This is a genomic window from Bradyrhizobium sp. LHD-71, assembly GCF_031157255.1.
Taxonomy (GTDB): Bacteria; Pseudomonadota; Alphaproteobacteria; order Rhizobiales; family Xanthobacteraceae; genus P52-10.
The window spans coordinates 82,342-105,756 of record NZ_JAVIFX010000005.1 but is presented as its reverse complement, the minus strand read 5'-3'; the positions used below and the strand labels follow the sequence as shown (position 1 = coordinate 105,756).

The 23,415-nt window shown below is 61.2% G+C and carries 22 protein-coding genes; 18 read left to right on the top strand and 4 right to left on the bottom strand.

All coding sequences use genetic code 11. From position 1 onward, the window contains the following. The first annotated feature begins 92 nt into the window (after positions 1-92). Both RCO31_RS06870 and RCO31_RS06865 read left to right on the top strand, forming a co-directional pair. A complete protein-coding gene (locus tag RCO31_RS06870; protein WP_308967727.1) occupies positions 93-809 on the top strand; it encodes a ribonuclease activity regulator RraA in 717 nt (238 codons plus the stop codon). A 22-nt stretch (positions 810-831) separates the two neighbouring features. After that, positions 832-1,977 (top strand): mandelate racemase/muconate lactonizing enzyme family protein, encoded by a 1,146-nt coding sequence (locus RCO31_RS06865; protein WP_308967500.1) that lies wholly within the window; start codon positions 832-834, stop codon positions 1,975-1,977. A gap of 20 nt (positions 1,978-1,997) precedes the next feature. Here RCO31_RS06865 and RCO31_RS06860 read toward each other — a convergent pair whose 3' ends face one another. After that, positions 1,998-2,966 carry a tripartite tricarboxylate transporter substrate binding protein gene (locus RCO31_RS06860; protein WP_308967499.1) on the bottom strand — a complete coding sequence of 323 codons (969 nt, stop codon included), beginning with the start codon at positions 2,964-2,966 and terminating at the stop codon, positions 1,998-2,000. 106 nt (positions 2,967-3,072) lie between these two features. On the opposite strand from RCO31_RS06860, the gene RCO31_RS06855 reads away from it, so the two are divergent. Together RCO31_RS06855 and RCO31_RS06850 are read left to right on the top strand one after the other, a co-directional pair. Beyond that, complete coding sequence (locus RCO31_RS06855) at positions 3,073-4,044, top strand: tripartite tricarboxylate transporter substrate binding protein (RefSeq protein ID WP_308967498.1); 972 nt, start codon at positions 3,073-3,075, stop codon at positions 4,042-4,044. A gap of 26 nt (positions 4,045-4,070) precedes the next feature. Continuing rightward, on the top strand, positions 4,071-4,790 hold the full coding sequence (locus tag RCO31_RS06850) for an HD domain-containing protein (protein WP_308967497.1): 720 nt from the start codon (positions 4,071-4,073) through the stop codon (positions 4,788-4,790). 793 nt (positions 4,791-5,583) lie between these two features. Here RCO31_RS06850 and RCO31_RS06845 read toward each other — a convergent pair. Then, entirely contained in the window at positions 5,584-6,372 is a 789-nt protein-coding gene (locus RCO31_RS06845) for an IclR family transcriptional regulator (RefSeq protein WP_308967496.1), read from the bottom strand. A 138-nt stretch (positions 6,373-6,510) separates the two neighbouring features. On the opposite strand from RCO31_RS06845, the gene RCO31_RS06840 reads away from it, so the two are divergent. The 11 genes from RCO31_RS06840 to RCO31_RS06790 all read left to right on the top strand — a co-directional run bounded on the left by RCO31_RS06840 (position 6,511) and on the right by RCO31_RS06790 (position 18,190). Then, positions 6,511-7,518 (top strand): tripartite tricarboxylate transporter substrate binding protein, encoded by a 1,008-nt coding sequence (locus tag RCO31_RS06840; protein ID WP_308967495.1) that lies wholly within the window; start codon positions 6,511-6,513, stop codon positions 7,516-7,518. Positions 7,519-7,568: 50 nt separating this feature from the next. Continuing rightward, positions 7,569-7,973: an OB-fold domain-containing protein gene (locus tag RCO31_RS06835; protein WP_308967494.1), complete on the top strand. Its 405-nt coding sequence runs from the start codon at positions 7,569-7,571 to the stop codon at positions 7,971-7,973. Next, on the top strand, positions 7,970-9,121 hold the full coding sequence (locus RCO31_RS06830; RefSeq protein ID WP_308967493.1) for an acetyl-CoA acetyltransferase: 1,152 nt from the start codon (positions 7,970-7,972) through the stop codon (positions 9,119-9,121). Before RCO31_RS06835 ends, RCO31_RS06830 begins: the two co-directional genes overlap by 4 nt. Positions 9,122-9,153: 32 nt before the next feature. Next, a complete protein-coding gene (locus tag RCO31_RS06825) occupies positions 9,154-10,056 on the top strand; it encodes a CoA-transferase (protein ID WP_308967492.1) in 903 nt (300 codons plus the stop codon). Beyond that, positions 10,049-10,906, top strand: a complete 858-nt coding sequence (locus RCO31_RS06820) for a CoA-transferase (protein ID WP_308967491.1) — start codon at positions 10,049-10,051, stop codon at positions 10,904-10,906. The genes RCO31_RS06825 and RCO31_RS06820 overlap by 8 nt, the downstream gene beginning before the upstream one ends. Then, the gene (locus tag RCO31_RS06815) at positions 10,884-12,092 is read left to right on the top strand and encodes a CoA transferase (protein WP_308967490.1); all 1,209 of its coding nucleotides are present in this window, start codon (positions 10,884-10,886) and stop codon (positions 12,090-12,092) included. Before RCO31_RS06820 ends, RCO31_RS06815 begins: the two co-directional genes overlap by 23 nt. Positions 12,093-12,118: 26 nt before the next feature. Next, positions 12,119-12,898 carry an enoyl-CoA hydratase/isomerase family protein gene (locus tag RCO31_RS06810; RefSeq protein ID WP_308967489.1) on the top strand — a complete coding sequence of 260 codons (780 nt, stop codon included), beginning with the start codon at positions 12,119-12,121 and terminating at the stop codon, positions 12,896-12,898. A gap of 23 nt (positions 12,899-12,921) precedes the next feature. Beyond that, the gene (locus RCO31_RS06805; RefSeq protein ID WP_308967488.1) at positions 12,922-14,739 is read left to right on the top strand and encodes an acyclic terpene utilization AtuA family protein; all 1,818 of its coding nucleotides are present in this window, start codon (positions 12,922-12,924) and stop codon (positions 14,737-14,739) included. Between the two features lie 54 nt (positions 14,740-14,793). Further along, positions 14,794-15,993 carry an acyl-CoA dehydrogenase family protein gene (locus tag RCO31_RS06800; RefSeq protein ID WP_308967487.1) on the top strand — a complete coding sequence of 400 codons (1,200 nt, stop codon included), beginning with the start codon at positions 14,794-14,796 and terminating at the stop codon, positions 15,991-15,993. 18 nt (positions 15,994-16,011) lie between these two features. Further along, the gene (locus RCO31_RS06795; RefSeq protein WP_308967486.1) at positions 16,012-17,151 is read left to right on the top strand and encodes an acyl-CoA dehydrogenase family protein; all 1,140 of its coding nucleotides are present in this window, start codon (positions 16,012-16,014) and stop codon (positions 17,149-17,151) included. Between the two features lie 73 nt (positions 17,152-17,224). Continuing rightward, positions 17,225-18,190 carry a tripartite tricarboxylate transporter substrate binding protein gene (locus RCO31_RS06790; RefSeq protein WP_308967485.1) on the top strand — a complete coding sequence of 322 codons (966 nt, stop codon included), beginning with the start codon at positions 17,225-17,227 and terminating at the stop codon, positions 18,188-18,190. 26 nt (positions 18,191-18,216) lie between these two features. On the opposite strand, the gene RCO31_RS34675 is transcribed toward RCO31_RS06790, so the two are convergent. Together RCO31_RS34675 and RCO31_RS06785 are read right to left on the bottom strand one after the other, a co-directional pair. Next, positions 18,217-18,471, bottom strand: coding sequence for a tripartite tricarboxylate transporter substrate-binding protein (locus RCO31_RS34675; RefSeq protein WP_374991437.1), 255 nt, complete (start codon positions 18,469-18,471; stop codon positions 18,217-18,219). 132 nt (positions 18,472-18,603) lie between these two features. Next, the gene (locus tag RCO31_RS06785; RefSeq protein ID WP_308967484.1) at positions 18,604-18,960 is read right to left on the bottom strand and encodes a hypothetical protein; all 357 of its coding nucleotides are present in this window, start codon (positions 18,958-18,960) and stop codon (positions 18,604-18,606) included. 1,022 nt (positions 18,961-19,982) lie between these two features. Between RCO31_RS06785 and RCO31_RS06780 the strand changes: the two genes are divergently transcribed. The 3 genes from RCO31_RS06780 to RCO31_RS06770 all read left to right on the top strand — a co-directional run bounded on the left by RCO31_RS06780 (position 19,983) and on the right by RCO31_RS06770 (position 23,412). Continuing rightward, on the top strand, positions 19,983-20,972 hold the full coding sequence (locus RCO31_RS06780; RefSeq protein ID WP_308967483.1) for a tripartite tricarboxylate transporter substrate binding protein: 990 nt from the start codon (positions 19,983-19,985) through the stop codon (positions 20,970-20,972). Positions 20,973-21,575: 603 nt separating this feature from the next. After that, positions 21,576-21,944 carry a hypothetical protein gene (locus RCO31_RS06775; protein WP_308967725.1) on the top strand — a complete coding sequence of 123 codons (369 nt, stop codon included), beginning with the start codon at positions 21,576-21,578 and terminating at the stop codon, positions 21,942-21,944. A 376-nt stretch (positions 21,945-22,320) separates the two neighbouring features. Further along, a complete protein-coding gene (locus tag RCO31_RS06770; RefSeq protein WP_308967482.1) occupies positions 22,321-23,412 on the top strand; it encodes an amidohydrolase family protein in 1,092 nt (363 codons plus the stop codon). Positions 23,413-23,415 lie beyond the last annotated feature (3 nt).

Here is a 23,415-nt window from a genome sequence, read left to right as displayed (position 1 = left end):
AGGCTGCGACTTCGACTTCCTCGAAACCAAGTTCGGTGCGGCTTCTGCCGAGCCCGACATTTTCTAGTCCCAACCGCCAGCGAGCAAACGATATGCCCTTGAAGCCCGAAACACGAGCCAAACTGAAGACCGTCGGCACCGCGACCGTGGCCACAGCGTTGTACAAGCGCGGTTTCCGTACACAAGCGATCCAGGACGTTCATCCGCTGTCTCCGTTACAGCCCACGCTGGTCGGCGAGGCCTTTACCCTTCGCTACATGCCTGCACGCGAGGATTTGAACGGACTGGAAGTTTTCCGTGACCGCGCCCATCCGCAGCGAAAGGCGGTCGAGGACTGCCCTCCGGGCGCCGTGCTTGTGATGGACAGCCGCAAGGATGCGCGCGCCGCGTCGGCGGGCTCGATCTTGGTCACGCGCCTTATGCAACGGGGTGTGGCGGGCGTTGTGACGGACGGAGGCTTCCGTGATTCCACCGAGATCGCGCAGCTAGGATACTGCGCTTACCACCACCGGCCGAGCGCGCCGACCAATCTCACCTTGCATCAGGCGATCGAAATCAACGGTCCGATCGGTTGCGGCGACGCTCCGGTCTTTCCGGGCGACGTTATCCTGGGCGACGGAGATGGGGTGATTGTCATCCCCGCGCATCTGGCGGACGAGATCGCCAATGAGGCCGTCGAGATGACGGCGTTTGAGGATTTTGTCACTGCGGAAGTGCGCAAGGGCAGGTCGATCCTCGGCCTGTATCCGCCGACCGATGAAAAGTCGCTGACCGACTTCGCAGCTTGGCGTAAAGCCGTGGGGCGCTGATCCTTCGCTTCAAGGGACGTTCATGAAGGTTGTTGAAATTCGCGGGTTCAATCTGAGCTTCCCGCTCGCTGAACCCATGGGCAATGCGCTCAGCCTGTTCCGCAAGCGGGATGCGCTTGTTGTTCAGATCCGCACGGATGCGGGGCTAGTCGGGTGGGGTGAGTCTGGAAATCAGCCTCACGCCGCCGCGGCATTCATCCGCGCGCGGCTCGCTGGTCTGATCCTCGGCAAATCTCCGCTTGAGATTGGTCGACATTTTCAAGCGATGTGCGGCGCCGTCGGCTACGACAGGCGCGGCTCAACGATGATGGCCATCTCCGCGATCGACATCGCGCTGCATGACATTGTGGCGAAGATGCACAATATCAGCGTGGCGGCCCTGCTCGGCGGCGCAGTCCGCGATCAGGTCTTCGCCTACGCCAGCGGTCCGTTCGTCCGCACGCAGCCTGATCCTTATCGCCAGTATCAGCGCGAGGTGGATGCTTATCTCCGGCGCAATTTCAAGGCCATCAAACCGCGCGGGGGCGTCGATGCGAAGGCGGACGGGCTGATGGCCAACACACTGCGCAAACAGGTTGGGCCGGACATCGGTATCATGGTGGACATCAACCAAGGATATACCGCCGCGGCGGCGATCCGGTCAGCCAGGTTCATGGAGGAGGCCGACCTGTTGTGGATCGAAGAGCCGGTGCAGCCCGAGGACCTGCCGGGATACCTGGCGGCCTCGCGCGATATCTCCACCGCGATCGCGGGAGGCGAGGCACTTGGTAGCCTGCGTGGCTTCCGCGACTTCGTCACGGCCGGCGCCTTTGACATTCTGCAGCCCGATCTGTCCATTTGTGGCGGCTACAGCGGGTTCCGCCAGATCTGGGCACTAGCCCAGGCATACGACCTGCCGATCATGCCGCACGTGTTCGGCACAGTCGTGAACTTCCGCGCTTCGCTTCAGATGGCCGCTGTCCTTGAGCCGCGGCGCGGCGGAGCCGCGCACGCGTATCCCTTCATCGAATACGACATGATGGATAATCCGCTGCTGAACTTGTGCGGCACGCCATCAATCAGCGGAGAGGGCACGCTATCGGTGCCTGACGTACCCGGCACCGGCCTTGATCTCGATGCCGAGCGCTTGGAGCCTTGGATTACAGCCTCGTGGACAGAGCGCCTCTGATTGCATTGACGCTCTCGTGATCATTCGGCAGCGATGCTGCCCTTCTGGATGACTTCCTTCCAGCGATCGATCTCGCTCTTAAGGAAGCTCGTGAACTGCTCGCCGCTGGTGGCCACGACCTCGAAGCCGACCGCCTCGAACTTGCCTTTCACGTCCGGGGATTTTGCGGCTTCAACGAACTCCTTTTCGAGTTGCGCCTTCACAGCGGGAGGCAAGCCTTTCGGTGCCGCTGCGGCTTGCCAAGAATAGACCTCGAGATCCTTAACGCCCGCCTGGGCCATGGTCGGTGCGTCCGGCAACGTTTCGCTGCGTTTGTCGCTGGTAACGGCCAAAGCCCTCAGCGTGCCAGCCTTGATCTGTTGTGCAACGGCGCCGAGGTTCTGGAATGACGCGTTCGCGTGCCCTGCGATAAGGTCATTGATGGCCGGTCCGCCGCCACGATAGGGCACGTGCAGGCCGGACGTTCTGGTTTTTTGCCAGAACAGCGCGGCTGTCAGATGGTCCGAAGAGCCGATGCCGGAAGAGGCAAACGTAATCTTCCCCGGGTTAGCTTTTAGATGCGAGATCAGCTCGGCGACGGTTCTAGCCGGAACGTTCGGATTGACGACGAGCACGTTTGGTGTGCGAACCGAGACGCTCAGGAGGTCGAAGTCCTTCAGCGGATCGTACTTGAGGTCTTTGATGAGGGCTGGGTTGATGGCAAACACGCCGATCGATCCCACCAGCAGTGTGTAGCCATCCGGAGCGGCCTGCTTCAGCGCCGCCGCGCCGAGCGCGCCGTTGGCGCCAGCCCGGTTCTCGACGACGAAGCTTTTGTTCAGTCGCTCCGAAATCTTGCCCGCCACCAGGCGGGCAGTGGTGTCGGAGGCTCCACCAGCCGGAAACGGGACGATAACGGTGACGTTCCGCTCCGGATATTGCGCCGAGGCGTGCCCATAACTGGCGAGCAGGGCAAGCATGACAAAAGCGACAGCGCGCAAAGCTCGCAACGGCGACCTCCCTCGGATATTGTTGTTGCCGGTGCGTTAACGCACTAATACATTAGTGTCAATCAATCCGCAAATCCGACGTTTTCTGCTGATCGAGGAGTTGCCTGTGACTCTCTTTTCTCGACGCACTCTGCTGTCCGGCGCAGCTGCGCTGGCCGCGGTCCGGCCTGCCGCGGCGCAACTGTCGCAGCGTCCCGTGCGCATCATCGTGCCATTCACCGCTGGCGGCTCGTCGGACATCCTTGCCCGCATCATCGCCGAGTTACTTAGGGCCGTCCTCAACCAGACTATCGTGGCCGAAAACCGTCCCGGCGGTAACGGCGCGATCGGCATGCTCGCCGTTGCTATGGCAGAGCCGGACGGACACTCGATCGTGGCCGGCCACGTAGGTACGCACGCGATCACGCCGGCCGTGACGCCGCCCAACGGCTACGATGCCGCCAAGTCCTTTACGACCGTCGCAGTGCACGCGACGTCTTCGAACCTCCTTGTCGTGCCCGCCGAGAGCGAAGTTGGCGGTTTCCAGGCGCTGTTGGAGCTGGCCAAAAAGAAGCCCGGCGCTCTCAACTATGGTTCGCCGGGGACCGGTTCACCTTCGCACATTGCCACTTTGCAGCTTGCGGCAATGACCGGCATTGACGTTGTCCATGTACCTTATCGCGGCAATTCGGCCGCAGTTACGGACTTGCTTGGCGGTCGCCTTCAGTTCATGTTTGCGAGCCCCGCCGAGATACTGGAGCATGTGAGAGCCGGAAAGCTCAAGGCGCTCGCAGCCAGCGGTTCAACGAGGTCTGCGGCCACGCCCGATATCGCGCCAATTGCCGAGCTTGGTATACCGGGCTTTAACTTCCGCACCTGGCACGTGATGTCGGTCCGGTCCGATACACCCGCAGATGTTCTCGCCAAAATCCGCGTGGCCATGACACAGGTCATGAAATCGGACGCATACCGCCAGCGGCTCGCTGGGCTGAGTCTCGATCCCGGCATCGATGACGGTGTTGAAGCGGACAGGTTCGTTCAGAAGGAGATCGCGTACTGGACGACGTTCGTGAAGGACGCCGGTATACGCGCCGAGTAGAGCCAATCAAAGACAGGATCAAAGCAATGTCATCCGCTCCGGCGCGCCGCCCGATCACTGATGAACTCCGTCAAAGCGTGATTGAGGACCTCCCTGAGGTTACTTGGATCACCAACGCTGACCTCCGCGCAAAAGTGGTCGAGGCGTGGGCGTATGCGCTTGCCGAGAGTAGTTTCTCTCGCATTACCGATCTTCCGCCCGAGGGTAACCCCGGCACGTTCCTAGTTCAGCGCGGGACCCAGGCCGACCATCTGCGCGGGGTCACACGCATCGCGACATCAATCGCCGACGAGTTCCTGAGCGCTTATCCCGAGGCCGACATTGACCGTGATGTAGTGGTCGCAGGCGGCTTGGTTCACGATGTGGGCAAACCGTACGAGTTCGACCCCGTGCGCAGAGCGAAATGGACCGCAGATCCTTCGCGCGCTGGTTTGCCGGCATTGCGTCACCCGGTTTACGGCATTCATGTTGGTATGAGCGTTGGCTTGCCCGAGGAAGTCACGCACATCGTACTCTCGCACTCGTTCGAAGGAGATTTCCTGACGCGGAGCCTTGAAGGAATCATCGTGCATCGTGCCGACTCGCTCTGGTGGGCCGTGGCGGGTAGCGCCGGCTTGCTGGATCCGAGAAGCAACTCGATCCTCGACAGCCGGAAGATCGCTCCGCGAGCGTTAAAGAACAATCTGCCAAAGGGGAGCGTGCACACCCGACTACCTGAAGTAGGCAAGAAGGCCATCTTAGACTGAGATCGCGCGGACTTCCGCTGTTTCTCTGTTGTGAATAGCGATATCCCGTGCTCTCTCCGCAAGAAGCCAAGCTTGATCTGAAGTCCAAGACGCGTCGCCAGCTATCGGCGGGCGTTCGTCACAGTGGTCCCTCGCGCCTTGTGGAGTTGTGAGGCTCGTCATGCTGCTGCGGCGGTTCGCAGCTCGGACATCATTGTCAAAACATTCGGAGCGAGGGGAGTGCAGATTAAAAGCGACCGCACCAGTTTCGCGCCAGAAACGACGGCAATAGTGGCCGTCAAGCGTGGCGCAGCATTGGCAAACGCTTAGGAGAATAAACGCACATGTTTTCTAGTCTACCGCGCGTAATGGTGGATTTGCGGGATCAGTGAAACCCTTCGCGCGAAGCTGTCGAAGCTGAGCGAAAATGCCCTTTCAGCGGTTCGACAAGTTTGCCCGTTGGCCCACATGGGGGGCATAGTCGAATGAAAAACACACACATTTTTTGCGCCCTGGAATACTTCCAAGCCTCGTTAGGCGGGACCCCCGCCGCCCTGTTGCGAGAATCTTTGAGCGGGTCCAGGGCGCGAACAACGTCAGCGGCGATGTTGCCCTCGCGGACGCGGGCAGAGGTCTTCGAACTCCTTTCGGCTACCCTACGTTGGTGATGGCATCCTTTGCACGATTTCGGTTCGTGCCGAACAACCGACTTAGTTTACAGTCTCGATCAACTCATGCGCTTTCAAGGGTGAGACGCGGGAGTCTTTGGCGAGGTAGTCTCCGCGCACTGAAGAGCGATCGCGTTGCCTCGAACCTATTCACTCGGCAATAGGCCTCCGGTCTGAAGCGTGATTCGATCCGTCGCAGCGCGCAGCTCTTGGCCTATGGCTTTGGCCCTCTCAAGCGGTAGGTTGAGCGCGAAGCCCACGATTGTTACGACGAACGCAACTCGCCCATTGGCGTCGAAAATCGGCGCCGCGATTCCATTGGCGCCGGCGATCGCCTCGTCGAATACGATCGCGTAGCCGTCCTCACGCGTTCGCTCCAACCCTTTGCGGAATTCCTTTTTGGCTGTAACTGTGGATGCGGTCATCGCGGAGATCGGCACATGTGTTAGCAGTTGGTCCGATTCTTTGCGGGGCAAAAACGCCATAAAGCATTTGCCGCTTGCCCCGGCTGAAACGACGGTCGTCGTACCGATTGAAATGGTAATGCGCACGTCGATCGGCGGCTCCTCCTTGTCTAGGACGATCAGGCGGTGCTCTCCGAACGGCCCGATCAAGAACGTGCTCAATTCTGTGCGCTTGGCGAATGAGACAAGCAGGGCACGAGTTGCGGCCACCACTGGAACGTCACGAGTCGCGGCTCGTGCGATCTCCAGCAATCCCAAGCCGAGGCTGTAAGTCTTCTGTGTATCGTCGAAGGCGACGAAGCTGTCGTTCTGCAGAGTTTTGAGTATTGCGTAGCAATTGCTGCGACCAATACCTACTGCGGCGGCGATCTGGGAAACGCCTGCGTTCTTGTTGTCGCGCAAGTACTTGAGAATTCGGATCACTCGATCGGCGGCTGGAACCGTGTAGTCGCGAGCCACTTCATTCGCCATTGTCAAAGACCTGATTTTCATGCGGCCAGCGTTGCATTGCTGCCGGTCGTCCGATAGATTGTTCTATGTAGAACACGACGTTTTATTAGCAGAACAACCAAGAAGGGGCAAGCAGCCCGTCGATTGAGGAAACGCGCAATGCGACCGTTTCATGCCTCCCGCCGCCAAGTGCTGCACCTGGTTCTGGCAACGAGCGCCAGCGTTGCGGGTGTACGTTACGCGCACGCATCTGATGACTATCCATCGCGACCTGTGCGTATGATTGTCCCGTATCCTGCGGGCGGCGGTGTCGACGTGCAGGCGCGCGTTGTCGCGGAGCGTTTGAAGCAGGCGCTGGGCCAGCCTGTCGTTGTCGAGAACATCAGTGGTGCAGGGGGGCGGATCGGCCTGGATCAGGTGCTTCGTTCTGCGCCGGACGGCTACAACCTTCTATGGGGCGGGTTGACGTCGCACGTGTTGAATCCCGCATTTGCGACGGACGTAAAGTACGACTCCGTTGCGGACTTCACGTCCGTCGGCATGGCGATCGAAAATCCCATCGTTCTGGTGGCTTCGCTGAAGCTCGGCGTGTCGAATTTTGCCGAGTTCGTGGCGCTGCTCAAAGCGAATCCTGACAAGTACGCCTACGGGTCCGCCGGCGTCGGCACCTCAACGCATATCGGCGTTGAAATGCTGTTGCAGACGCTCGGATTGAAGGCACTTCACGTCCCGTACAAGGGCTCGGCGCCGGTCATGAATGACCTCTACGTCGGCAGCATTCAGTTCGCCGTTGACTCCGTTGGCGCCACGACGGCGCGCATTCAGGCGCGCGAACTTATCGGACTCCTCGTGCTCAACACCACACGTTCCGGCGCCATTCCGGATGTGCCGTGTCTGGTCGATGCAGGGGTGCCGGGCGTCGACAACGCCAAGCTCGTTTCGTGGCAAGGCCTCTTCGGCCCTGCCAAGCTACCGCAACCGATCGTCGCGCGTCTCAACAAGGCGCTCGAGGAAGCGCTGGCGGACCCGGTCGTCGTGAGCAAGCTCAAGGCCATGGGGCTGCCGGTCATGCTGGGATACACGCCGGAAAAATCTGCCGCGCTGCTTCGAGAGGATCTCGCGCGTTGGAAAGAGTTCGCACGGACCTCTGGCATTCGAATCGATTGAGAGAGGTAGCCGCGAAATCCTCGGCAATCCGCAAAGGAAGAGGGTGCAGCATGACTGCCTCGTCCGCGAATACAGCGACGCTAATGCCGGAGCTCGGATTCCGCCGGCATCTGGCCGAAGGCCGCTTCATGCTTCTGCGCAGCCGTTCGAGCGGGCGGACCATGTTTTATCCGCGCGTGGCGATGCCGCTGACAGGCGAGCAAGATCTGGAGTGGGTTCAGGCCGATGGTCGCGGCACCGTGTACTCCACGACCGCCATTTCGGTTAGGCCGCCAGGCGAACCGTACAATGTTGCGCTGATAGATCTCGTCGAGGGTCCGCGCTTGATGAGCCGCGTCGACGGCATTGCGGCGCAAGACGTGACGATCGGCATGCGGGTGCAGGCCCGCATCGTCCAGGAATCCGGGCAACCGCTGCTAGTATTCGTGCCGGCCGAGACGGAGGCGCGGGCATGAGTGCCTTTCCGCGAGGCGCCGCGGCGCTGGTCGGCACTGCAACGTATGGGCTTGGCGAGTCGCCAGGGCTGAGTTCCATCGATATGGCCGTTCACGCCAGCGTGCGCGCGCTTTCGGCATGCGGGCTTGCCCCGGCCGACGTCGATGGCCTGTTCATATGCCTTGCCGATGATCCACTGTCCGGACTGACGCTCGCCGAATATCTCGGCGTGCAGCCGAAGGTGCTCGACAACAGCCGGCTCGGCGGTTCCTCGTTTCAGATGCATTTGTTCTGGGCAACACTGGCGCTGGCAGCCGGCCAATGCGACGTCGCGCTGATCGCCTACGGCAGCAATCAGAAGACGGCGACCGGTAAGCTGATGACCGCGGCCGGATTATCGGGCTACGAGTCGCCTTACAAAGCGCTGGCCCCCATCAGTTCCTACGCGCTGGCCGTGGCGCGCCACATGCACGAGTTCGGGACGACCCGCAAGCATCTCGCCGAAGTCGCGGTTGCGGCGCGCAGTTGGGCCAAGCTGAATCCGGAGGCCGTGATGCGCGCCGACCTCAGCATAGACGACTGTCTGAACGCGCGCCTGGTGTCGTCGCCATTGGGCCTGCGCGATTGCTGCCTCGTTACTGACGGCGCCGCTGCGGCCGTGGTGGTGCGCGCCGAACGTGCCCGTGACCTCTGTCGTTACCCGGCCTATGTGCTCGGCGCCGCGTCGTCCGTCACCCATCGCGACATTTCCTCGATGCCGGACCTCACGACGACCGCCGCCGTACAGTCCGCCGCGCGCGCCTACGCGCAGGCCGGCATCGGCGTCGGCGATGTCGACGTGGTGCAGCTCTACGACGCATTCACCATCAACACGATCATGCTGCTGGAAGATCTCGGCTTCTGCGCCAAAGGCGAAGGCGGTGCGTTTGTGTCCGGTGGCCGCATCGCACCCGGCGGCGAGCTGCCGGTCAACACGAACGGCGGCGGGCTCTCGTGCGTGCATCCCGGCATGTACGGGCTCTTCACTCTGGTGGAGGCCGCGCGCCAAATCGGTGGCGAGTGCGGCGCTCGCCAGGTGCCGGACGTCAACATCGCGCTCGCACATGGAAACGGCGGCGTGCTGTCGAGCCAGGCCACTGTGGTCCTGTGTAGCGCCGCCGCATTGTGACGGGCGCCACACGTCTTTACGAGGAACCGAAAATGGGCAACAGGGCAAGCAAGCTGCGATCGGTCGCCGACGCTCTCGCAGACGTGCGCGACGGCAGCATGATCATTATCGGCGGGTCGCTGTTCCACAACAAGCCTATGACACTAGTGCGCGAGCTGGTGCGGCGGCGGATGCGCGGATTGACGGTCATCACGCCGTGCCAGGCGTCGATCGACGCCGATCTGCTGATTTCGGCGGGATGTGTGGCCGAGGTGAGACTGCCGTACATGGGCTTCGACTATCTCGGTTTGTCGCCCGGTTTTCGAAAAGGCACCAGCGACGGAACATTGCGCGCGTGGGAATGCGACGAAACCCAGGTATTGTGCGCGCTGGAGTCGGCGGCGAAGGATTTGCCGTCTGGCCTCGTTAAAACCGGCGTCGGCACAGATCTGCCGCGCGTCAACCCGGACTTGAAAGAAGTGCAGGATCCGATCACCGGCGAGGCAATGATCGCCGTCGGCGCCTTCAAGCCCGAATTCGCCCTGCTGCATGCGGCAGCCGGCGATATGTACGGCAACCTGCGCTATCCGGGTTATTCGTTCGCCGACCTGATCGCAGCCGAAGCCACGCGTCGCAGCGGCGGTACGGTGATCGCCAGCGTCGATGAGGTTGTCCCGCTTTCTCACACCGAGCGCGATCCCCATCGCACGGACGTGTCGCAGATGCTCGTCGATTTCGTCGTCGATGCACCATTCGGTGCACATCCATGCTCGTCGCATGGCAACTATCAGTTCGATGAAGCCGGACTGCAGCGCTACCTGCAGGCAGCACGCGAGGACGCGATGGACGACTACGTCGCGCAATTCGTCGACCAGGTACCTACGCAGGACGCCTACCTCGATCGACACGTCAAGCCCTCAACCATCGTTGCACTTCGCAGGGGGATCCATGGCTGAATCCATTGAGATCGACTACGACTGGCCCGAGCTCGCAGCCGCGGTTCTCAGTAAGGAGCTGCGCGACGGCGAGACCGGCTCTCCCGGCGGAGCCCGCAGCGAAATTCCGCTCGCGGCAGCGAGGTTGGCGCAGCTCACCCATGCGCCCAACCTGAGCATCATCACCAGCGCGACAGGATTCGTCTCCAACATCAACGACAAGCGACGCGCTCCGCTGTGCGCGTTGACCACTGACTACCGCAACATCCATGCCGGCGCCGAAGCGGTGCTTCACTTCGTATCGATCTTCCGTACCGATCGAGACTGGTTCTTCGGCGGCGGGCTGCAGGTCGATACCTACGGCAATCTGAACATGACGGCGATCGGCGACATTCGCGCGCCGACGCTGCATGGACCCGGGGCCGCCGGGCTTGCCTACACGGCGGGCGCGGCGAAGCGGTACTACATCTACATGCAGCAGCACACTCGCCGCTCGTTCGTTAAGCGCGTGGACTATGTCACTGCGCACGGCTACGGCCGAGGACCCGGCGATCGCGAAACGCTGCGCCTGCGCGGCGGGGGGCCGACGCTCGTGATTTCGCCGCTGGCCCTGATGGATTTCTGTCCGCACACATACCGCCTGCGTCTGAAGTCGCTTCATCCCGGCGTCACCCTGGAAGAGGTGCGCGACAATACCGGCGCCGACATGATCGTTCCGGCACGCGTGCCTTTGACCAGGCGGCCGAGTGCCGACGAACTGACTCTGCTTCGCAACGAAATCGATCGCGAGGGCATCTTGCGCTCTTCGGGACGATCTCCCGCAAAACGAGACGCGAAAGGAAATGCGCATGCAGCCACTGCAGGGCACTAGGGTTCTTGACCTGAGCCGCGCGCTCGCGGGTCCGATATGTGCGTTGATGCTGGGGGATCTCGGCGCCGACGTCATCAAGATCGAGCCGCCCGGCATCGGCGACGACAGCCGTCAATGGCCTCCGTTGCAGAACGGCGAGAGCTGCTACTTCGTCAGCTTCAATCGCAACAAGCGCAGTCTCGTGATGGACCTCGGCACACCGGAGGGCCAGGAGATATTTCGCAAGATGGTAGCCACCGCGGACGTGGTGGTCGAAAACTATCGCGCCGGCGTCATGGAGAAGTGGGGCCTCGGATACGGGCAGCTCAAGACGATCAATCCGCGCCTTGTGTACTGCGCAATCTCCGGTTTCGGCCGCACCGGCCCGTTCGCCGACAAGCCCGCAACCGATATCTACATGCAGGCGTTCAGCGGCTTAATGAGCATCACCGGCGAGCCCGGTGGCTCCCCAATGCGCCTCGGCGTCAGCGTCTGCGACCTGACGGCCGGCATGTTCGCCAGCGTCGGCGTCCTGGGCGCGTTGCGTGCTCGCGATCAGACGGGCCAAGGGCAGCTCGTCGAGACCTCGTTGCTCGAATCGCAGATGGCCTTCATCTCCTACATGTTCACGTCGTTCGTTTCGACGGGAAACGTGCCAGGTCCGCTGGGCTCCGGGCATATCAGCATCGTACCCTATCAGGCGTTCCGGACCCGCGACGGGTGGGCGACGCTTGCGACCTTCAACGACCGCCTGTGGCAACGCGCGGTCATGGCAATGGGGGTCGGCCATCTGGCGGAAGATCCGCGTTTCCTGACCAATCCGCTGCGGCTTGCCAACAAGCAAGAGCTGATCCCGCTGTTGGAGGCGGAATTCCTCAAGCGAGATACTCTGGAGTGGGTCAATATCATGGACGCCGCGGACGTGCCGCTCGCGCCCGTCAACACGATCGACAAGCTTGTCACGCATCCGCAGGTCGTGGCGCGGGACATGATCCACGTGGTCGATCATCCTGCAGCGGGACCGATCAGCGTCTTCGGCTTCCCACTAAAGTTTTCGCAGACCCCCTGCGAGCTGCGCCATCTCCCACCCGTCCTGGGCCAGCAGACGCGTGACATCCTCGCGGAAGCGGGACTTTCGACCGACAGCATCGAGCAATTGCTGCAGGCGGGTGTCGTGCGCGCAGCCGCCACGAAGCCCGCATCTTGAATCTCGAAAGGCACACAGGAACACATATGCCCAGCGTCAACTACGAAGTGCGCTCGAACATCGCGTCGATCCAGCTCAACGAGCCGCAGAAGCGCAATCCGCTGAACGTCCAGCTCGTGACCGAATTCATCGCCGCGCTGGAGCGCGCCCGCGCCGACGAGGAAGTGCGTGTCGTGCTGCTCTCGGCCGCGGGAGACAGCTTCTGCGCGGGTGGCGACCTCAAGGAATTCCAGAACTTCAGCAAACAGCCTGTCGTCAACATCTACGAGGAGGGGCGAGGGACCACTGAGCTCCTGAAGAAGCTCGGTACCTTCCCGAAGCCGATCGTGGCGGCCGTCAACGGCCCGGCATTCGGCGGCGGCTTCGGCGTCGCCTGCGCGTGCTCCATCGTCATTGCCTCCGATCGCGCGAAGTTCGGCGCCACCGAACTCAAGCTGGGTCTGTTTCCGCTGGTCATCCTGCCGGCCATGCGCCGCACTCTCGGAGACCGCAAGGCGTTGGAAATGTGCCTGACGACCGACGTTCTCGATGCGCCGCAGGCCGAGCGCGTGGGCGTCGTGACGCGTGTTGTACCGCACGATCAGCTGATTGGTGAGGCTGAGAAGATGGTGTCGAAGATCGCAAGCTTCAGCCCGCATGCTCTCAAGCTTGGCGTGGAGGCGTTCCGAACGAGCACCGGCATGTCGCTAGAGCAGGCGACCGACTACCTGAACTCGCTGCGGGTCATGTTCTACCACTCCGAGGACTTGAAGGAGGGAGCTACGGCCTTCCTGGAAAAGCGCGTACCCAACTGGGTCGGCCGCTGAGTCCGGGAAGCGAGGAGCATGAGATGACTGGAAAGAGTATGGTGCGCATCGGTTGCGGCGCGGGGTTTTGGGGTGACTCCGACACTGGCGCCGTCCAACTCGTCGAGCGCGGGAACATCGACTACCTGGTGTTCGACTATCTTGCCGAGATCACGATGTCGCTGCTCACGCGTGCCAAGCTGAAAGACCCCCAACAGGGCTATGCGACGGATTTCGTGACACGCGTGATGGCCAAGGTTCTGCCTCAGGTCGCCGCAAAGGCCATCAAGGTAGTGACCAACGCAGGCGGAGTGAATCCGATCGCTTGCCGCGCGGCGCTGCAGGCGCAGATGGACAAGGCGGGTGTGAAGCTGAAGGTCGCGGTCGTTCTGGGTGACGACCTGTTCAATCGCGCGGAAGAGCTTCGGGAGCTTGATCTTCGCGACATGGACAACGGCGCCGTCATGCCGTCGAAGCTTCTCAGCGCAAACGCTTACCTGGGAGCGCGGGGGATCGCGCAGGCACTGTCGTCGGGCGCAGACGTGGTCATCACCGGCCGCTGCGTGGACAGCGCCGTGGTGCTGGGGCCGCTGATGCATGAATTCGGCTGGGCCGACGGTGACTACGATCAACTGTCCGGTGGATCGCTGCTGGGACACTTGGTTGAGTGCGGCTGCATGGGCACGGGCGGGTTGTTCTCCGATTGGAGCACCGTGCCTGGATGGGAGAATATGGGATTTCCCATCATCGAGTGTCGTCCCGACGGCTCAGGCACAGTCACCAAGGTCGCTGGCACCGGCGGTTTGGTAACGCCTGCCACGGTCGCCGAGCAGATGGTGTACGAGATAGGTGATCCCGCCGCCTACCTCTTGCCGGACGTGACTTGTGACTGGCGTGGCGTGACCCTGATGCAGGAGGCCGCCGATCGCGTGGCCGTTTCGGGCGCGCGCGGTCGCGCGCCGACCGCGAGTTATAAAGTGTGCGCCACCTATCCTAACGGCTGGCGCGCGACGACCTCTCTCACAGTCACGGGAGGTGACGCTGCTGCCAAGGCGCGCCGTGTCGCGGAGGCGATTTTGGCAAAAGCGCGCCGCGTGTTGCGGCAGCGCGGTTTGGCCGACTTCCTCGCCACCAGCGTCGAACTGGTCGGCGCCGAGGAGGTCTATGGCGCACAGGCGCGCGTGACGCGGCCGCGTGAAGTCATGCTCAAGATGGCGGTTCACCATGCCGATCGTGGGGGCGTCGAGACGTTTGCCCTGGAGATCATGCCGGCCCTGACTGCGACCGCACCCGGCATCGCCGGTTTCTTCGCGGGCCGGCCGGCGCCGGTGCCGGTCGTACGCTTGTTCTCGTTCCTCCTGGACAAGACGCGAGTGCCCGTGACGGTCGACGTGGGTGGCGCACTTGCGAACGTCGCCATACACGAGCCGCCGGCCAGCGCGCCGGTCATCGCGGATGGTGTGTCGTCGGCTGCAGCGCCTGCGGTGTCCACGAACGATTGCATACCCGTGCGGATCGGCGCGCTCGCGTTTGCGCGCAGCGGTGACAAGGGTGACAGCGCCAACATCGGCGTAGTTGCGCGACAGCCGGAATACTATGAACTGCTGCGTACCTGCTTGACCGATCGCGCGGTTGCCGACCTCTTCGCCCACTACGTGAAAGGGCGTGTCAGGCGTTACGAGGTGCCGGGCGTACGCGGTCTGAACTTCCTGCTCGAGCGTGCATTGGGCGGCGGCGGCATCGCGTCGTTGCGCATCGATCCGCAGGGCAAGAACTTTGCTTCGGTTCTCCTGGATATGACGATACCCGTGCCGAGGAAGTTGGCGATAGCGCACGGAGTAGCCACGGACGCGGCAGCCTGAAGCGGCTGCCCCCGACATTGGATGAGCCGTACGGGCTCGCTGAATGGAAACGGCATGGATCTGCGTTATTCCCCAGAAGAGCAAGAATTCCGCGGCGAGGTCCGGGAGTTCTTTCGGTCGGTTCTGCCAAGGGAGATTCGTGACAAGGTCGCTCTCGGTCGCTTGCCGTCGCGTGATGACATCGTGCGCTGGCAGCGCATTCTCAACGCGCGCGGCTGGGCCGTGACGCAGTGGGCGCCGGAGTGGGGCGGCACGGGTTGGGACACCGTGCGCCAATACATCTTTCGCGAAGAGATGTATCTGGCCGATGCACCGGAGCCGCTGTCGACCAACGTCACCCTTGTAGGGCCGGTCGTCATCGCGTTCGGAAATGAGCAGCAGAAGCGCCATTTCCTGCCCAGGATTGCCAACGTCGACATGTTCTTCTGCCAGGGCTTCTCGGAGCCTGAGGCCGGTTCGGATCTGGCTGCGCTGCGGACGCGCGCCGTGCGCGACGGTGATCAATACATCGTCACCGGCCAGAAACTATGGACGTCATATGCGCACCAGGCGGATTGGATGTTCTGCCTGGTGCGAACCGATGAAAGCGCTCGTAAGCAGGACGGCATCAGCTACTTGCTGATCGACATGGCCAGCAAGGGCGTGACCGTAAAGCCCGTGATGACGCTGGACGGCGGTCATCACGTCAACGAGGTATTTCTCAATGACGTGCAAGTACCGGTTACGAACAGGATCGGCGAGGAAAATCGGGGTTGGCACTACGCCAAGTTCCTCCTGGGGAACGAGCGCATTCTGACGGGGCGCATAGGCCTCTCCAAATCGCGACTGCGTCGCGCGCGAGACCTGGCTGCGCGGGTGCCGGCCGGTGGCTCGACGCTGGCAGCCAGCCACGCGTTCCGCGAAAAGGCTGCGGCGCTGGAGGTCGAACTCAAGGCGCTGGAGATTACCACGCTCAGAGTCCTGGATGAGGTGCGACGGCAGACGGGAACGGCGCAAGATCCGAAGATTTCCATCCTGAAGATCAAGGGCTCTGAACTTGCGCAGGCCACGGCGGAATTGCTGCTCGAGGTGGCGGGCCCGCACGCGCTGCCTCGTCAGGAGGACTGGGCGAGCGGCGCGGACGTCGCCTGCATAGGACCGGAGTGGGCGGCGACAGCCGCACCCAATTATCTCTACTTGCGCGCGGCTACCATCTTCGGCGGATCCAGCGAGATCCAACGTAACATCGTCGCCAAGAATATCCTCGGTATCTGAGCGAGTGTGGGGGATCGCATGGACTTCTCACTGAACAAAGAGCAGACGATGATCAAGGACGCCGTCGAGCGACTGATGCATCGCCACTACACGTTTGCGCAACGCGATACCTACGCACGCGGCGCAGCCGGTTGGAGCGAGGCGATGTGGCAGCGCTACTCAGAGGTGGGGCTGCTGGGTCTGTTCGATTCGGACGTAGGCGGACCGGTCGAAGCCATGATCGTCATGGAAGCGTTCGGCCATTCGCTCGTGTTGGAGCCGTTTCTCGCAGCGGTGTTGTTGTGCGGGCGCGCAGTGCAACGGGCCGGCGGCGGCTCGCACGCGGAGTTGCTGCAGGACATCGCCGCGGGAAGATTGTTGATGGCGTTTGCGCATACCGAACCAAGCAGCAGGTATGAGCTGTCCAGGGTCGCCACTCGTGCGACGTGTAAGGATAGGCGCTGGATATTGAGCGGCGCCAAGTCCGCTATCATGCACGGCGATTGTGCGCGACGTCTGCTGGTGTCCGCGCGCGTTGCGGGTGAACCCGCCGATCCATCGGGCATCGGCTTGTTCCTCATCGATGCTGGCAGCGCTGGCGTTCGCAGAACCGGCTACACGACCCAGGATGGACTGCGTGCCGCGGACCTTGTGCTCGACCGTGTTGAGGTCGTGGCCGCAGACGTGCTAGGGCCGCCCGGCGCCATGTTTCCGCTGATACAGGAGCTGGCCGATGTGGCGATCGCGGCGACGGCGGCCGAAGCCGTTGGTGCGATGCAGGCTCTCCATGACATGACGGTTGCTTACCTGAAGACCCGACGGCAGTTTGGCGTGGCCATTGGCACGTTCCAGGCACTACAGCATCGCTGCGTGGACATGCTGGTCGAACTCGAGCAGGCGCGCAGCATGGCGTTGTACGCGGCGATGATGGCGAGCGAGCCCGACGCTCGAAGTCGATCGGCGGCAATGTCGGCGGTGAAGGTGCAGATCACGAAATCATCCCGTTACGTCGCGCAGCAGGCCATCCAATTGCACGGCGGGATCGGCATGACGACCGAGTATGCGGCGAGTCACTACTTTCTGCGCCTCATGGCCATGCAGGCCCGTTTTGGCGATGGCGCTCACCACTTGAACGCGCTTGCGAGCATCGATGGTCGCGAGGTCTTGCCCGCCGCTTGAGCGTGTTTCTCGAAGAGCATGAAGTCAGCGGGCGCCGAGCCTGTAGCTGACGACAAGGCAAGGGAGGTACAGCATGCATTCATTTCGGATGGCGCTCGTCGCCGTGATCGCCGCAAGCCTTATCGGTCCCGCGGCGGCCCAGCCGTATCCGAGCCGGCCTATCCACATGATCGTCCCGGCTGCACCCGGCACGGCAACTGATGCCACGGCGCGTTTCGTAGCGCAAAGGCTTGGTCAAGAGCTAGGGACCAGCGTTGCGGTCGAAAACAAGGTTGGCGCCAACGGCATCATAGGGATCGATCAGGTCGCCAAGTCGCCACCGGACGGCTATACAGTCCTGGCATCGCCGTCACCCGTCTACTCGAACAAGGCGCTCTATGCGAAGATTCCTTACGACCCGATTGCAGACTTCACGCCGCTAGCGAAGGCCGTCAGTGCCTATCTGGTCCTGGTGGTTCCTGCGAAGTCCCCGTTCAGGACGCTGGAGAACATGATTGAGTATATGCGCACGCATCCAGACGAGTTGTCTTATGCCTCAGCTGGGTCCGGCAGTGTCACCCACATGGCGCCAGCCATGATGCTTGCCATGGCTAAGGTCACCGCGCTGCACGTACCCTACAAGGGGGGCGATCGAGCGATCGTCGATACGATCTCCGGCCAGGTGGCGATGAGTTTCCCGGCACTGGCGACCGCGCTCCCGCATGTTCAGACTGGCACTCTCCGCGCGCTTGCGATCTATGGCGCACGTCGTACCGAGGCGTTGCCCGACGTGCCGGCGCTGACCGAACTCGGGTTTCCGGGATTTGATATTGCGACGAGCATCGGCTTCTTGGGCCCCAAGGGGCTGCCAGTCGAGATTCAGGGGCGGCTGTCGGCGGCGCTGCTGAAGATTCTGCGCACTCCCGACTTCGCGACCTTCGCAAAGTCTCAGGGGCTCGAGCTGGATGTACTAGGCTCTACGGAATATGCCATATCGGGAAAAAATGAATTGGCGCATTGGACTAAGGCGGTCGAAGTCAGTGGCGCCAAGGCAGAATAGGCGCGCGCGGCCGCGCGCCTTCTGGATCACCAGCGCGCAAAGACAAGGCCATCCCCCACATAGTCCATAAGTCTAGTGGCTGCAGCACGGAGGATCAGTGCGCCGCGTAAGGCCAGCATGACCGGTGCCAGATCACGCGCCGGTAGGACATTCATGCTCGCATAAAGCGACTGGGCGACAGAGAGAGAGGAACTGCCGTAGAGGAGCACAGATCCGTCCGGCGGCGACGTTGCGACTGCTGTGTTGCCGATATGGCCTGCGCTGGAACGATTCTCGATCATCTAGGTGCGTCCGGTACGCTGTCCAAGTTTTTGGAAAATGATTCGTGCCGAGACGTCCGCCCATCCACCCGTTCTCCTCACGGTCCAAAAAGATCAAACATGCAGAACCAACTACTGGTTCGAGCGCGCCGGCTACGGACCAAGAGCGCGTTGCGCGTCGACCAGAGCCTGCTCGCAGGCGCTCTGGTGGCCGGCCTGGTCGGCTTGGCGCGCCCGCGCCATAGCCGCTGCGACCGCCTCCACCTTCTGTGACGACACCTCACCAAGCCTGGTCTCGGCGGCTGCGATCGAGTCCGGCGTCGGCTGACGATGCATCTTGGCTGCGGTGCTCTCGCGCGCGGACGGCCCGGCAGCCGCTTTCGCTTCGAGCTTGGCGTCGATCTCCGCCTGCACGCGGCCGATCTCGTGTGAGCATGGGCCGGCGTAACTCGCCGACATCGATGCAGCGAGCGCCGCCGCGCACGCCACCAGGAATCGCTGAATGCTCATGAGTCTGCCTCCACATAAAAAAATGTTCACGAACTACGCTTGCGAAAGGCCGCGCCTCCAGCGAACAGCGCGCACCTCGTCGTTGATCCACATCAAAGCCCTCTATTGGGGTGTACAAACATTCATTCCAGCAATTTTAAAATTTTCTGTCGATTTGAGCTGGTTGGAAAGCTGCTGGCATTCCTGAACGCGCCAGACTGCTCGAACATATAAAGCATCGGCGTCACATTCGCCATACAGAGAGTCAGAAACGTGCAAGACTTGAAGGCGCGAGAAGGTCATCGCTGACGCCGCTGAGTGCGAGCTGATTAGACGCCTTGCGACTGACCCGGAGAAACGGAAGATGTCTGGCGACGAGTTGCCCGAGTAGTACCGTCGAAGGCCGAGGCTCTGCAGCGTCTTGTTGAACACGTCGAGACCGGTGCGCTCATCATTTCCTCCGGAACCAGATCATCGAGGTCCAACACCTCGCAGGTTCTATCGTTCCTCCGCGGCACTGCTTGCGTTATTTCGCGACAAGCTGCCGGGCGCCAACTGAGAAAATCCGTTCTCCAACATGCGTGGCTCGAACGAAGAGCTCGTCATCACCGAGTTCAACCAGGTTCTTCGATTCCCGCAAGCTCGGTGCTTCAAGTATGGCAAACCCCGGGACCTCGCCGCTCCAACTGGCAGTTATTGTCCCTTAGTGAAGGCGCATTGTCGCACGCACGATGTCTGGTCATCAGTGGAGGGCGCAAGCGGACTTTTAACTCAGTTGCGTGATTCGCGGCCGACTCTCTCAAAACTCAAACGATAGCTTTAGTGTGCATTTCCGCAATGACGAGACTGAATGCGAGGGTAGGCGGCACAGATCGAATACCGCGGCGTTGCACGCGCACTGCATTCAGTCTTTGCGCGGCGTTCACAGCGCGGATGGCATGCAGTCGCGAGCTGCTTCACAATCCATACGCAGGCCACTACAGTTGTAGTGGCAACACTGTCTACAATCGAACACTAAAATAAGAACACGGAGGATCCGACAGATGGCTAAGCGCATGAATCGCAGGTCACTTATTGCAACAGGAACGGCGATCGCCAGTTCGGCATTGCTCGGCTGGCGAGCTTCTGGGCAAGCCGCGTGGCCAACAAAACCCGTGCGGGTCGTGTGCGGTTATCCACCAGGCGGCTCGACCGATGTCGTGGCAAGAGCATACTCGGAGTTTCTCAGCCGTCACTTTGGTCAGCCCTTTGTCGTTGAGAACAAAGGTGGTGGCTCCGGGACTGTCGGCGCCCTCGACGTCAAGCAAGCGCGCCCCGATGGCTACACCCTCATGGCCTCCATCTCGACAACGATGATTCAGAATCGCGTTACGATGAAGAATCTATCCTACGATCCTGAGAGGGATTTCGAAATCGTAACGATCGTTGCTGGTAGTGGTAGTTTGGTCGTCGTACAGCCCGACACCGGCGTCAGAAATCTCAAAGAGTTTGTGGAGTTCGCAAAGAAAGCCGACAAGCTCAGCATGGCTACATATGCCATCGGTTCGACGCCACACTTGGTGGCTTCAGAGCTCAATCAGCAGTACGGATTGAAAATCGAGCCTATCCATTATCGTGGCGAAGCTCCCATGTGGTCCGATTTTATGGCTGGTTCAACCGACATTGGGGTCGGCAGCACGGCTCCGACGTTGCCGATTCTACAAGCCGGGCGGGGCAAGCTGATTGCGTCGGTGGGAACAAGAAACCGGGCCTTTCCCGACGTCCCGACTTTGGCTGAGCAGGGCCTTAAGTCGCAGGCGTCGCATATTCGTGGCTATGTTGGGTTCTGGGCACCGGCCCAAACACCCGAAGATATTCTGGAAAAGCTCTCTGAAGCATTGGTTCTGGGCGGCAAAGATTCGCGTGTTCAGCAGGCAACCGACCAGTTTCATCTGGATCCTGCCATTCCGGCCGCAGAGGCGAAAAAGAGGTTTACCAATGACTCGGCCGCACTAATTGCAGCCTTGAAGCAACTTGGCATTCAACCAGAGTAGACGCCCTGGGCACCAAGTTCGTGCCTGTGCCCGACGGCAAGGGCGGCATGACCCTTCAAGACTGTCGACTTCAGTGAGCTCGGCGAGCGCTTCAAGGCACCGTCGGCGAACGCTGCCGACGAGGAGTCTCACGTCCCAGTGTTGAGGGTCGCTTGGCTGTCGCGCGGCACGACGCCCGCGATCCTCACCTGACGATTGCTGCTTGGCGCGATCGCCACCGCAAGCTTTATGATCTCTAAACGTCTGCTCTTGGCCTTAGAGGACGCTTGGCTTCAAGCTAACAATGTCCGTTCATGAGGCCAAAGCGGACCTCGCCGATGTTTGGGTGATATTCGGAGGAGCCGCGGCGGAACTCGATATGCTGGATCTCGGTTTCGCCCGAGTGTACGCGCCAAACAAGGCGGCAATGACATGTAACTGGTGTTGCTACCTCTGGAGTCGGCAAACTAAGATCGTCTGAAAGCGAGAGGCTACCCGCGCGTCGGTTTTGCTCTGAGTGGGCATTTCGTCGATCGTGATGGATGCCTGTAGCGCTCAGGGACGGAGTGAGCAGACCCCCCGCTACTTCCGACGGTCAACCATGCGGATCTAAACTTGAATCTGATGGACGAGAACAATCCGAGCGACGAAGTTTCACGGATCGAAGCGCAACTCGAGGAACTTGCCGAAGTTTCCGAGAGATGCCGAAAGATCATAATGGTTTCCAAAGCGGCAATCGCCGGCGGCGTCGTATTGCTGCTCGTTACTATACTCGGCCTATTCGGATTCAATCAGGTCGCTGCCATCGCATCGATCGCTGTGGTGTTAGGCGGGATTGTGTCGCTCGGATCAAACGTCGGTACGTTGCGACAGACGATGGCCGCCATGAGCGCTGCTGAAGTGCACCGTTCGGAACTGATCAGCAGGATCGATCTTCAAGTCGTTGGTGAAAGTGTACAGCCCACCGAGTTTCTATCTCCACCGTTCCGCTAGAGGTGGGGCAGTCGGTCGATGTTTTGAAGGCGCAAAGCGCACGAACACATTCTAAGGCTAGGACAAAAACTCACGCGCCCGCGCCCAGAATGCATGGGATTCGAACTCGGCGGCAATCTCTAGGACTTCAATGCGTTGATCTTCGTTCGGCCCTCGCCGTAACAACTCTCTATCCGGCCAACGGTACGGGTGCGTTGGCGACAGATATCGCGGATCGGGCGGATCTGGGCCATTGGCGAATGGAACGAGCAAGGCCATAAAGGCAAAGGTCACACGTTCGAGTCGCGATGACATTGCAGATCTGTGACTTTCACCATGGATTTGACGGCGGTAACCGCATAGAGTTTCAAGACTTGTTCGCTCTGGGAAAACAGCCTTGCCGGCACCCCTACCAGGCGCCATCGATTGCGACCTCCATATTGCGGTGCCACAGACCCGCACGCTGGTGCCGTTCCTCGATGAATATTGGGCGGATCACGTCCGAATCCGCGGCGTCGAAAGCCAGAGTTACCAGATGAGCAGCCTGCCGCCGCGCGCACCGCTCTCGGTGCGGCCGGATTGGCAGGCCTCGGACGGCGCTTTGCCAGGATCGCATTTCGGCGACCTCAAATCGAAAGTGCTAGATCAATTCAAGCTCAAATTTGCCGTGTGCAATTGCATCCACGGCACGCAAATCATGCTTAGTGAGGACATGAGCCTGGCCTTTTGCAAGGCGACCAACGATTGGCTCGCGAAGGAATGGCTCGATCGCGATCCGCGCTTGCGCGCATCGATTGTCGTTCCCGCGGAAAGCCCCGAGCTCGCCGCCGAAGAGATCGAACGCGTCGCAATCGATAGACGCTTTGTGCAGATACTAATGTTGGCGATGGGCGAGCGACCGCTTGGGCGCCGATCCTACTGGCCCATCTATCGCGCCGCAGAGTTCCACAAGCTGCCGATCGGCATTCACGCTGGCAGCAACTACCGGCACCCGCCTTCGTCGATCGGCTGGCCATCTTACTATCTCGAAGACTATGTGGCGCAGGCGCAGGCCTTCGCGGCCCAGCTACTGAGCCTCGTTACCGAGGGCGTCTTCGTCAAGTTTCCTGAGCTCAAGATCGTGATGATGGAATCGGGGGTGACCTGGCTGCCGGGCACGATTTGGCGCGCGGACAAGACCTGGCGCGCGGTTCGCTTCGAAGTGCCATGGCTGCATCAGGCGCCCGGGGAGGTCATTCGCGACCATGTCCGTTTCACTATTCAGCCGTTCGACGCGCCATCGCGCCGCGAACAGCTCGAGCGTCTGCTCGAACAGCTTGGCTCAGAGGACATCCTATTGTTCTCGACCGACTATCCGCACTGGCATTTCGACGGCGACGATGCCGTTCCCGATGGTTTACCGGATGCGCTGGTCAGGAAGATGCTGTTCGACAATCCGCTGATGACCTACCCTCGATTGTCGCACACGGCCCGTGATTCCTTGGAGTAAGCG